Origin of the sequence: Mycolicibacterium llatzerense (assembly GCF_025331195.1) — a bacterium.
GTDB lineage: Bacteria > Actinomycetota > Actinomycetes > Mycobacteriales > Mycobacteriaceae > Mycobacterium > Mycobacterium llatzerense.
Genome location: NZ_LXOV01000016.1, coordinates 375,417 through 387,354 on the forward strand (window position 1 = coordinate 375,417; position 11,938 = coordinate 387,354).

At 65.4% G+C, this 11,938-nt stretch carries 8 protein-coding genes and 1 pseudogene; 4 read left to right on the top strand and 5 right to left on the bottom strand.

From position 1 onward, the window contains the following. The first annotated feature begins 46 nt into the window (after positions 1-46). Entirely contained in the window at positions 47-994 is a 948-nt protein-coding gene (gene tatC, locus A7G45_RS26565) for a twin-arginine translocase subunit TatC (protein ID WP_260941373.1), read from the top strand. Then, complete coding sequence (locus A7G45_RS26570; RefSeq protein ID WP_260941375.1) at positions 978-3,836, top strand: DEAD/DEAH box helicase; 2,859 nt, start codon at positions 978-980, stop codon at positions 3,834-3,836. Before tatC ends, A7G45_RS26570 begins: the two co-directional genes overlap by 17 nt. Positions 3,837-3,851: 15 nt before the next feature. On the opposite strand, the gene A7G45_RS26575 is transcribed toward A7G45_RS26570, so the two are convergent. Then, complete coding sequence (locus tag A7G45_RS26575; protein WP_260941377.1) at positions 3,852-4,730, bottom strand: MBL fold metallo-hydrolase; 879 nt, start codon at positions 4,728-4,730, stop codon at positions 3,852-3,854. Positions 4,731-4,888: 158 nt separating this feature from the next. On the opposite strand from A7G45_RS26575, the gene A7G45_RS26580 reads away from it, so the two are divergent. Beyond that, complete coding sequence (locus A7G45_RS26580) at positions 4,889-5,629, top strand: DUF4333 domain-containing protein (RefSeq protein ID WP_043393222.1); 741 nt, start codon at positions 4,889-4,891, stop codon at positions 5,627-5,629. Between the two features lie 350 nt (positions 5,630-5,979). On the opposite strand, the gene A7G45_RS26585 is transcribed toward A7G45_RS26580, so the two are convergent. Next, on the bottom strand, positions 5,980-8,493 hold the full coding sequence (locus A7G45_RS26585) for an arylsulfatase (protein ID WP_260941378.1): 2,514 nt from the start codon (positions 8,491-8,493) through the stop codon (positions 5,980-5,982). 63 nt (positions 8,494-8,556) lie between these two features. On the opposite strand from A7G45_RS26585, the pseudogene A7G45_RS26590 reads away from it, so the two are divergent. Next, positions 8,557-8,836: pseudogene (locus tag A7G45_RS26590) on the top strand (arylsulfatase); the annotation flags it as partial. A gap of 107 nt (positions 8,837-8,943) precedes the next feature. Here the strand turns inward: A7G45_RS26590 and A7G45_RS26595 are convergent. The 3 genes from A7G45_RS26595 to A7G45_RS26605 form a co-directional block, all read right to left on the bottom strand. Then, positions 8,944-9,849 carry an oxygenase MpaB family protein gene (locus tag A7G45_RS26595; RefSeq protein ID WP_071288001.1) on the bottom strand — a complete coding sequence of 302 codons (906 nt, stop codon included), beginning with the start codon at positions 9,847-9,849 and terminating at the stop codon, positions 8,944-8,946. Positions 9,850-10,046: 197 nt separating this feature from the next. Next, the gene (locus tag A7G45_RS26600) at positions 10,047-11,108 is read right to left on the bottom strand and encodes an oxygenase MpaB family protein (RefSeq protein WP_162625426.1); all 1,062 of its coding nucleotides are present in this window, start codon (positions 11,106-11,108) and stop codon (positions 10,047-10,049) included. 77 nt (positions 11,109-11,185) lie between these two features. Next, positions 11,186-11,824 (bottom strand): TetR/AcrR family transcriptional regulator, encoded by a 639-nt coding sequence (locus tag A7G45_RS26605; RefSeq protein ID WP_260941379.1) that lies wholly within the window; start codon positions 11,822-11,824, stop codon positions 11,186-11,188. Between the last annotated feature and the right edge of the window lie 114 nt (positions 11,825-11,938).

The window sequence follows — 11,938 nt, forward strand, 5'->3', positions numbered from 1 at the left end:
CCGCCGCAGGCCAGCGCCCGCGGCGGTCGGCTCATCTCATACTCACGTGCCAGCATCTGGAATCTTCCGCAAGCTTGACCCGCGCCGTCGACGGTCGCGGGTCAATCCTGACGGCACCATGTCGCTCGTCGATCACCTCGAGGAGCTGCGGACACGGTTGCTGATCGCGGTCATCGCGGTCCTGTTGACGACCGTCGTCGGCTTCCTCTGGTACGGGCACGGCTTCTTCGGATTCCCCAGCCTCGGTGACTGGCTGCGCGGCCCGTACTGCTCGCTGCCGGCGTCGTCGCGCGCGTCGATCGCCCCGGACGGGGAGTGCCGGCTGCTGGCCACCGCGCCGTTCGATCAGTTCATGCTGCGGCTCAAGGTCGGCATGGCGGCGGGCATCATCCTGGCCTGCCCCGTCTGGCTGTACCAGATCTGGGCGTTCATCACCCCTGGCCTGTACAAGAAGGAACGGCGCTTCGCGTCGCTGTTCGTGGGCGTCGGTGCGCTGCTGTTCGTGTCGGGCTCGGTCCTGGCCTACGTGGTGCTGTCGACGGCGTTGTCGTTCCTGCTGACCGTCGGCAGCGACGTGCAGATCACCGCACTGTCCGGTGACCAGTACTTCGGCTTCCTGATCAACCTGCTGGTCGTGTTCGGCATCAGCTTCGAGTTCCCGCTGCTGATCATCATGCTGAACATGGTCGGGGTGCTCACCTACGAGAAGCTCAAGGCCTGGCGCCGCGGGCTGATCTTCGGCCTGTTCGTCTTCGCCGCGTTCGTGACACCCGGCTCGGATCCGTTCTCCATGCTGGCGCTGTCGCTGGCGTTGACCGTGCTGCTGGAAATGTCGATCCAGGTGGCTCGGTGGCACGACCGGCGCAAGGCCCGGCGCGAGGCCGAAACCGTTCCCGACGACGAGGCCGCCCCGATCGGGTCGGTCGAACCCATCGATGCGCCTGCTGCCGTGCCTACTCCGACCCGGCTGACCATCGATGACGACGCCACCTGAGTCGCAGGCGGCGGTGCCGCCAGATTCCACACCGGCGCCTGACGCCGAGCCGGGTCCTCAGCTGCGCGACTTCGCCGCGGGCCTGTCGTTCACCCTGGACCCCTTTCAGACCAACGCCTGCATCGCGCTCGAGAACGGTCGCGGTGTCCTGGTCTGTGCCCCGACTGGTGCCGGCAAGACCGTCGTCGGCGAGTTCGCGGTGCATCTGGCGCTGGCCGCCGGGCGGAAGTGCTTCTACACCACGCCGATCAAGGCACTGAGCAACCAGAAGCACAACGATCTGGTGGCCCGCTACGGACCCGAACGCATCGGCCTGCTCACCGGTGACCAGGCGATCAACGGTGACGCGGACATCGTGGTGATGACCACCGAAGTGCTGCGCAACATGCTCTACGCCGATTCGCATGCACTGCACGGCCTGGCCTATGTCGTGATGGACGAGGTGCACTTCCTGGCCGACCGCATGCGCGGCGCGGTGTGGGAGGAAGTGATCCTGCACCTGCCCGACGAGGTCCGGCTGGTCAGCCTGTCGGCGACGGTGAGTAACGCCGAGGAGTTCGGCGGCTGGATTCAGACTGTTCGCGGTGACACGACCGTCGTCGTCGACGAACACCGCCCGGTGCCGCTGTGGCAGCACATGCTGGTGGGCAAGCGGCTCTTCGATCTGTTCGACCTGTCCAAGGGCACCGACGGAGGCAAGGGCGGCGGCAAGGGTAAGGCCCGCGTCGATCCGGAGTTGTTGCGGCACATCGCGCATCGTCGCGAGGCGGACCGGCTCATGGACTGGCAGCCCCGGGGACGCAGCGGAGACGGGCGCGGACGTTCCGGCGGCCGGCCCGCGATGTACCGGCCACCGAGCCGGCCCGATGTCATCGGCACGCTGGACCAGGCCGGGCTGCTGCCGGCCATCACGTTCGTGTTCTCGCGCGCCGGGTGCGATGCCGCGGTCAAGCAGTGCCTGCGGTCCGCGGTGCGCCTGACCAACAAGGCCGAACGCGACCGGATCGCCGAGATCATCGACCGGCGGTGTGCCGATCTGGCCGAGTCCGATCTGGTGGTGCTCGACTATCACGAATGGCGCGAAGGCCTGCTGCGCGGCCTGGCCGCCCACCACGCCGGACTGTTGCCGGTGTTCCGGCACACCGTGGAGGAGTTGTTCACCGCAGGTCTGGTGAAAGCCGTCTTCGCCACGGAGACACTGGCTTTGGGCATCAACATGCCGGCCCGCACCGTCGTGCTGGAACGGCTGGTCAAGTACAACGGCGAGCAGCACGCCCCGTTGACGCCGGGGGAGTACACCCAGCTGACCGGGCGCGCCGGGCGGCGCGGCATCGACATCGAGGGCCATGCCGTCGTGTTGTGGCATGCCACCGACGAGATGGCCGATCCCGCGCAGGTCGCCGGCCTGGCGTCGACCCGAACGTTCCCGCTGCGCAGTTCCTTTGCGCCGTCGTACAACATGACCATCAACCTGGTTCAGCACATGACGCCGGCGGCGGCGCACCGACTGCTCGAGCAGTCGTTCGCGCAGTACCAGGCGGACCGGTCGGTGACCGGGCTGGTGCGCGGTATCAAGCGCGGTGAGCGGATGCTCGCCGAGATTGCAGCCGAGCAACGCGAGAGTTCGGATTCAGCGCAGGGTGTCGATTGGAACTCCGTGCTGGAGTACGCCCGGCTGCGGGCGACCATCACCGAACGTGAGCGGGCGCAGTCTCGAGCCGGCCGCTTGACTCGGCGCAAGGGCATCAACGATGCGCTGGCCGCGCTGAAGCGTGGTGACGTCATCGCCATCGGCCTCGGCCGCCGCAGTGGCCTGGCCGTGGTGCTGGAGGAGGCTTTCGACGCAGACGATCCGCGGCCACTGGTGCTGACCGAACATCGTTGGGCAGGAAGGATTTCCGCTGCCGACTACGCCGGGACGTCGCAGCGTCTGGGCAGCATGTCCCTGCCCAAGCGGGTGGAACACCGGCAACCGAAAGTGCGCCGTGACCTGGCATCGGCGCTGCTGAGGGCTGCCGACGCCCTGGACGTGCCATCGGTGCGCCGCAGTCGCGGTTCTGCTGACGAGACACCGGACATCGACCCGGAGCTCGCCGGTCTGCGGGAGCAGATGCGCCGTCACCCCGCGCATCAACTTCCCGACCGCGAGGCGAAAGTGCGTGCGGCCGAACGCTATCTGCGCATCGAACGCGACAACGACCAGACCCAGCAGAAGGTCGCCGCGGCCACCAACTCGCTGGCCCGCACCTTCGACCGCATCGTGTCGCTACTCAGCGAGCGTGGCTTCATCGAAGGCGCCGACGGCGAACCGGCGGTGACCGACGACGGCCGGCTGCTGGCCCGGATCTACAGCGAGAGCGACCTGCTGGTCGCCGAGTGTCTACGCGGCGGCGTGTGGGACGGTCTGAATCCGGCCGAACTGGCCGCGGTGCTGTCGTCGGTGCTCTTCGAGTCACGTGGTGACGGCCCCACGGTGCCGCCCGGCGCCGAGCAGGCCACCGACGAGGTGCGGCGCGCGCTGGCCAAGACCCGCCGGCTGTGGACCGACATCCGCGGCGACGAGCGCCGGCACCGGCTGCCGTTCAGCCGTGAACCCGATGGTGGTTTCGTGGCCGCGATGTACAGCTGGGCGACGTACGGCGATCTGACCGCGGCGCTGCTGATGTCCGACAACGGCAACGGAAATGCTTTGCCCGCAGGCGATTTCGTGCGGTGGTGCCGTCAGGTGCTGGATCTGCTCGACCAGGTGCGGCTCGCCGCGCCGTCACCGCAGCTGCGGGTGACGGCCAAGCGGGCCATCGGAGCGGTGCTGCGCGGCGTGGTGGCGATAGACACCATGTGACTTCGCCGGTGACCGTCAGGCCAGGCCCAGATCCAGCCAGTCGTCGACCATGAACCGGTCGCCGCGCGCCACGATGGTGGCGCCGCCGTGGCCGGCGTAGTGCGCCGGGACCACGGCCGCCCGCCGCCGCGACGCCTCGGTGAACACCCGCTTGCGGGTGACGGTGGCCTCGGCCGCGTTGACGTCGTAGGCGCACGGATCATCGGGCCGGGGAATCTGGATCGGGCAGTGCGTCAGGTCGCCGACGAACACGGCCGGCTTGCCGGCATCCAGCCACAGCACCGACGAGCCGGGCGTGTGACCGGGCGCGGGGCGCAGCCACACCGAATCGCTCAGTTGGTGGTCACCGGAGAACAGCTCCGTCTGGTCGGCCACGGGGATGACGCTGTCCTCGAACACCGTTCGCATCTCGTCGGTGGTGTCGGGGTTGTCGGGCGCGAAGAACCGGTGGTCCGCTTCCGGCATCAGGTAGCGGGCGTTCGGGAACGTCGGCGCCCAGGCGCCGTCGACCAGTTGGGTGTTCCAACCGACATGGTCGGTGTGCAGGTGTGTGTTGAGGACGACGTCGACGCCGGCCGGGTCGATTCCGGCTGCCCGCATGTTGTCGAGGAACGGCGTGTTCAGGTGATCGAGCGGCGGCATGTGCGGCCGGTGCCGGTCGTTGCCCGCGCCGGTGTCGATGACGATGGTCAGTCCGTCGACCTGAAGTACCCAGCTTTGAATGGCGATGCGGAACAGGTCGGTCTCGGGGTTCCAGAACCGCGGGGCCAGCAGGTCGGCCTCGGCGTGCCAGGCCTCCGGCGGCGTCGACGGCCACAGTGACGTGGGGATTTGCACCTGGGTTTCCGCGACGCGGGTCAAGGTGGCATTGCCGAGCCGGATTTGGTCCGTCATACCGCGAGAGTAAGGCCGAGCGTTCGCCAGCTGACGGCCAGACACGCGCGCCGCGGAAGACTGTGCAGGTCATCCACAAACGGTTGCACCGGTAGTGTGGTTGACCAGCACCCCGGAGTCAGTGACATCCGGGTAGGGGAGAGCACCGAGGAGAAACGATGAGCGGTCCAGAGGGAACTGACCCGTCGCAGCAGTGGCAAGGTCAGCAGCCCGCTTGGGGTCAGCCGGCGGCCGGCGCCGAGCAGCCGACCACTGCCGCCCCGGCGTGGGGGCAGCAGCCGGCCTACAACCCCGAGCAGTACCAGCAGCAGTACCCGGCGGGTCAGCCTGGTGCCGCGCAGCCTGGAGCGCAGCAGGTGCCGGGTTATCCGCAGCAGCAATACCCGGGTTACCCGCAGCAGGGCTACCCGCAGGCCGGTGCCTACGGGCAGCCGCAGTACGGACAACCGCAGTACGGGCAGCCGGGACAGTACGGCCAGCCGGGGCAGTACGGTCAGCCGCAGTTCGGTGAGGGCGCCGCGGGTCAGCAGTTCGACCAGCAGTTCGGTGCTCCGGCGGGCAAGAAGTCCAACAAGGCACTGCTGCTCATCGGTGGCGTCGTGGCCGCCGTCATCGTCGCGGTCGTCGGCGTGCTCGGATTCCTGTGGCCCGGCTTCTTCGTCACCACCAAGCTCGACATCAACGCCGCGCAGTCCGGCGTGCAGAAGATCCTGACCGACGAGTCCACCGGTTACGGCGCCAAGAACGTCAAGGACGTCAAGTGCAACAACGGCACCGACCCTGAGGTCAAGTCCGGCCAGACCTTCGACTGCGACGTGAACATCGACGGCACCAAGCGCACCGTCAAGGTCACCTTCAAGGACGACAAGGGCACCTACGAGGTCGGCCGCCCGAAGTAGTTCTCTCGCGAACAGACACAAAACTGCCCCTTTTCAAGCGAAAAGGGGCAGTTTTGTTGGGTGTCAGTTCTAAGAACGGATGCCACATTCTCAATTGAGATGTCGTGCAGTGTCACAAATAAAATGGTTTGAGAGTCTCCGGGTGCCTTCTCAGCCCGCCAAGGAGCTGGACGGCGACTATGTGACCGATGCCCTCAACGCCCCGGCTCTCGTCGCCTGGGCTCAGTCCGTCACCCACGGACGGTAATCAGAGCGCCTCGCAACACCGGAGCGTGAGCCCGGGTGTCCCCGGTCTGATAGCCGATGGTAGAACCGCCGAGGAAGAACAGTTCGGGCCAGCCCGCCGTGATTCAGTCCCGGGCAAATGCCGCGGCGGCCTCCTTCTCCAGGTCGATGTACGCCTTGCCGCTGACGTCCACGGCGACGACATTGATGGTGCCGCCGGTGAACCGGCCCGGAGTCTGGTAGAGGCTCGACACGTTGTCGCCGCTGTCGAAGCCGATGCAGAGTCCGTCACCAGCCAGGGTGAATTTGCCGATCTGTGCCCGCATGGGCCCTTGCGCCACGGTGTTGCCGTCGACGTAAAGCTTTGCGGTGCCGATGGATTCGCCGTACTGGCCGCTGTGCTCCCGGATGAACTCCATGCCCAGGGCGTGCTTTCCGGGCGACAGCGGCGGGGAGGCGAATACCTGCTCGGGCGGAATGCCGAGGAAGTTGTACACGTAGAACAGCTTGTTGTCCTTGATGAACAGCGCGTGCCCGCCGAATCGGGATCCGTGCGCGAAGATGACGCCTTGGGCTTGCGGTGTCAGGTCGGTGTTCGCGATGATCTTGTACGACTTGCCGCGGATGTTCACCGCCACACCTTCGGGCACTGGGGAGGCATCGGGGTAGTACAAATAGCGCTCGCGAGGCGGTTCGAACTGCGGTCGTTGAATGGCGAGAAGTTCGGTCGCAGAGCGGTCATCCAATGGCAGCACGAAGTTCTTCTTGGCTTCATCGAACCACGCGTCCTGCAGTTCTTTCAGCTTGTCCGGGTACTTGGCGGCGAGATCCGTTGATTCCGAACGGTCTTCGTCGACATGGAACAGCTGCCACTTGTCCTGGTCGAAGTGACCTTTGCTACTCAACGGGGCATGCAGTGCGGCGGCCTTCCATCCGTCCTGCCAGATACCGCGGGTGCCCAGCATGGCGTAATACTGGCGCTTTTTCTGGGTCGGGGCATCAGGCTTCGCGTCGAAGCTGTACTTCATCGAGACGCCGTCGAGTGGGAACTGCGGTACCCCACGGTAGGTGTCGGGCATCTTGATGCCGGTCACATCCAGGATGGTGGCCACGACGTCGGTGGCGTGGTGATACTGGTGCCGGACTTCACCTTTGGCCTTGATGCCCTTGGGCCAGTGGATGACCATCGGGTCGCAGGTCCCGCCGGAGAACTGGGAGTACCGCTTGAACATCTGGAACGGCGTGGAGAAGGCGACGGCCCAGCCGGTCGGGTATTGATTGTAGGTGGCCGGCGTGCCGAGCTTGTCGATCATCGCCATGTTCTCGGCCAACTCATCGGGATAGCCGTTGAAGAACTTGTTTTCGTTGACCGACCCGTTGGGTGAACCTTCACCGGAGGCGCCGTTGTCGGCGCAGTAGAAGATGAGCGTGTTGTCCATCTGACCGGTCTGCTCGAGGTAATCGACAATACGGCCCACCTGCGCATCGGTGTATTCGGAGAACCCGGCGAACACTTCGGCCATCCGCGAGAACAGCCGCTTCTCGTCGGGGTTCAGGGTGTTCCATGGCCGCACCATGTCAGCGTCGATGGCGACGTCTTTGGGCAATGGGTTGATCGGTCTGAGCGTCGTGTCCTTGGGCATGATGCCCTTGTCCTTCATCCGCTGCAGTACCCACTCGCGATAGGCCTCGTAACCGTCGTCGAACTGGCCCTTGTACTTGGCCGCATACTCGGCCGGGCTGTGATGGGGTGCGTGGTTGGCGCCGGGGCAGAACCACATGTACCAGGGCTTGGAGGGGTTGGTGGCTCGCTGGTCGCGGAGCATCCGAAGTGCTTGATCGGCAAGGTCTTTGGAGAGGTGGTAGCCCTGTTCGGGGGAGTACGGCTGCTCGATGAAGCGGTTGTCCTCGACCAGGTCGGGGTACCAGTTGTTGGTCTCGCCGCCTAGGTATCCGTAGAACCGGTCGAAGCCCTTCTGCACCGGCCATTCTGATTTGCTGCCGCCGCTGGCGACGTCTTCCTCGGGGACGTTGTGGTTCTTGCCGACCCAGAAGGTGCTGTAGCCGTTGTCCTGCAACACCTGTCCGATGGTGGCGCATTCGGCAGGCAGTCGGCCGGAAGCGCCCGGGAAACCATTGGCGGCCTCGGTGATCGAGGCAAAGTTGTTGACGTGATGGTTGCGGCCGGTCAGCATGCACGAACGGGTCGGCGAGCACAGCGCGGTCGTGTGCCACTGCGAATAGATCAGTCCGTTGTCGGCGAGCTTCTGCATGGTCGGCATGTTGATCCGGCCGCCGTAGGGCGACCACGACGCCATGCCTGTGTCGTCGTAGAGCACCACCAGAACATTCGGCGCTCCCTCGGGTGCGTGCTTGAGCTGCCATGGGCCCCAATCCGGCTTGGAGTCACGGACGTCGAGTTTGACCTCGCCCTTGAAGTCCTTCATCACGTCGCTGGCCGCGGCGGCGCCGTTACCTTCGCTCGCGGTACCGCCCTTGTCGTTGTTGCAGCCCGCGATGATCGACGACCCCGCCGCGACGCCGGCGGCGGCGGCCAACCCACCGATCATCGATCGCCGGGACAGCTTCGGACCGGTGGAATCGGGGGTGGGCTCGGACGGTGAGGTATCGGACGTCATAGCGCTATTATTGAGAACGGCGCCGGTTCTTCGCAACGAGTGCCCAGATTTGAATCCCGGTACGTGCGATGCCAATTCGTCAAACTCGACATCAGCGACTCCGAGGCCGACTATGGTCCCTATGGGGCGCCTGTCGCGCCGGAGGGTTGCGCCAAATGTGCTTTACCTGGTGTGAGAAGACACCGGCATTTGCCACCTCGGTCGGAATGGCGACCATCGCGGAATTCACCGTCGGGTTCCCGGGCTGCAAGGGCCGCATACCTTTTGAGGCCGCCCTCTGCCCGAGGTGCCGTCTGAGGTGCTGGCCGAACGGGGCTGGAACACCTACTGCGTCGGCAAATGGAGGAGTCCAATCTCACATCGACCAGGGCGGTTCCGCGGGTCCGGACATCAGGGAACATCCCCAATCCTGAGCCGGGCGATGACTACCTGGCGTGACGTGTTTTGGCTTTAGTCGACCCGATTGGTGGTTGGGGCCGTTGGGCGCTCGGGTGCGAATGAGGTGAGCCCCATCCCGTTGTATTTCGCAATGATCCGTTCGTAGTTGCGGCGGTTGCGGACTAGTGGTGTGTCGGTGATTGCGGCGGGCAGACACCGGTAGGCCAGTCGTACGAGGAGGGCTAGCGCGGTGAACTCGAGGTCGTGGCGGCGAGTCCAGGTCGTCGGGACCAGCGCCCGCACGCCGGGGTGCATGACGCCGAAGCTCAGTACGGCGGCGAGGTGTCCCATCACGGGCGCGGTGAGCTTCCAGATGGGTGCAGCCAGCGCGGGAAGGAAATCCGGCATTGGCGGATGCAGCACCGTGTCGACTGCGCACTCCAAAGTTGGCGTGACTTCGAGTTTCTCGGCCACAATGTGGTCGTAATAGGCGCAGAGTTCATCGTAGCTGTCGATGAGCCGTGATTTCCCGGGCAGCTGCAAGTCGGTGGCGCGCTCCCGGAAATGGTCCCAAACGGCCTGGTTTTCCGCGGCGGTGAAGTCCACACCGCTGATCACTGCTGCCGCGTTGCGGTACATGAAGAACGTGCTGATCAAGATCCAATTCCACAATTCGGGGTTAAGGGCGCTGTAGCGAATCCCGTTGGCGCCGACCCCCTTAACGTCGCGATGAAGCCGAACAAGCCGTTCAGATTCGGCGCGCCGATCGGCCGGGTCGCCGGCGAACACGATCTGATCGGACGCCGCGCCGCGCATCGCGCGCAGCCACGGCGTGTTGCGGATTCGTCCGGTGTCTTCCAGGGCCGCCGATACCGCCGGCAGCATCGCCTGATCGAACAAGGCCCCGGCGAACAGCCCGACAAACACCGACCCCGTGGCCCGCTCAAACGTCCTGACCGCCGCGGCGTGCGGGATCATCTTGTCGACCGCGAGGCGGCCTATCGTTGCAGGGTCCCCCGTCGTCGGCGACTGCGCGGCCTGCGGGCTACCAACAGGACAGGTCATCTGTGTACTCCCTAGTGTTCGGCGCCGACATTGTGGATCGGCGGAGGGTGCTTTCCCGAGCCCGGCGGCGCATAGATGGCTGCGCCACAAGGGGTTCAGACCGAGCGGGCCTATTCGGTGCGGCTGGGCGCCCGTCGCAGGGAATTGACGCGGCGCCGCAGGGCGGGGTCGTGCAGGACGGTGATCCCGGGTCGGTCTGCAGGACACTTGGGTGCGTCGGACGGGTCCAGCGCAGCCGAGCCGAGTAACTCTTGGATGCTGGGACTCGGCTCAGTGGTCAGAAATCGTCGGCGACGGGCGAGGCGAACCAAGGCCGGCTCGTGCAGACGGCGCACTGGGGCCGGCACCTTGTTGCCGAGGCGCAGAATCGTGATCAGTCGCTCGGCGGCGCGCTGGCGTTTCGGGGTCCACGAATAGCCGAGGTGTTGCTCGAGAAGGGGCCGTATTTCGGCGGGACCACCGGCCGCCAGGAGGAAGATCGTGGCCCTGCCGGCGACAACACTGATGGGCCACCACAGCAGCCGCGGAACGAACCGGGGCGCTGGTGGACGCGAGAAAAGTCCTAAGCCCTCAGCTATGCCGTCATGCCCGGCCGCTAGCCGCGCGATCATGTCGTCCCAGTAGGCCTCGAACTCGTCTACGGTCGAGGGAATGCACCGTTCCTGCACGCCGAGGATCCGGCCGAGGTTCTTGAGCTCCTCGTAGAGGCGTTCCTTGAGTTCCTGGGTTACCGGCTCCGGCTGGAATAGCTCCAGGGAAGCGATTGCCGGGAGCCAAGCGGTCGCCCACACCCAGGCAAACGGCTCCGGTTGCAGGGCGTGGTAGCGCTGTCCATCGAAGTCGACGCCGACGATGTCTTTATGGATCGCACGCATGACGCGAGCTTCATCGAGTGCCCGATCCCCACCGTAGATCCATCGCATCACCGCATCCAACGATCGCCAGGCCCGCCGACCGGGGTCACTGAACACGGTCGAGTGATCGAATACCGCGGCGGCAATCACCGGGTGCATACCCTGCAAGATGAACGCTGCAGTCCCGTTGAGAATCCACGGCCGCGGGTCGGCAAACATCTGCCACAACATGGAGTCCCTGTCGAACACGACAGCCCCCGGAGCTTTCCGGCGCTTTCCGTCAACGTCGGTGGGTAGCTCGAGTTCTGGGCCGGACATGGATTCTCCTGACTGACAAGGGGATGGTGTGTTTTTCGTCGACTGCATCGCTGGTTGACCGTGAATGGGCTGCTGACTCACGGGGTGAATTCCGCGACGAACCCGGCGAGGGCAATGTTGATCATGCGGGCGCACTTGTCCACCAACTGTTCGCGCGACAGATCCAGTGTTCCGGCCAGCCACGCGATGACCAGTTCAGCGGCGCCGGCGACCACGTACAGCACACTCATCTGGAAGTCGACGGACTGGCCGACACCCGGCCCGAGGATGGTCTCGGCGTACCCGGCCGAGACGTTCGCCGCCATTTTCGTCAGGGTCGCCCGGTAACGCCACAGGGTTTCGCCGCTGCCAGCCGAGGTCAGATCATCGGGGTGGAAGTCGTCAAGGATCGATTGAACCGTGCCATCGACCATGATGCGCAACCGTGCCGCGACGTCGCCCACCAGCGACGCCTGGGCGAATACCCGCGCGGCACGTTCGGCAGTGGCGCTTTCGAACAGTGCCTCGAGGAACGCGGCGCGATTGGTGAAGTTCTCATAGAAATACCGGTCGTTGAGCCCCGCCTTGGCGCAGACACCGGTCACCGTTACCTGGGCCACCCCGTCGGACTTGAGCAATTCCCGGCCCACACTCACCAGTCGCGCACGACGCTGGTCGCGTCGTGCCTGCGCGGCCAGTCCGCCGTACCGGCGACCGGTTGACGTGTCAGCGGTCATGCGAGTCTCACCCATCTGAAGTATGCAACACCAGATTTAATTTCCGTTCAAAAACTAACATGCCGCTATCTGGGGTGGCAATCCCCAGATGGGCCGTTCTTGAGTGCTGTGGGG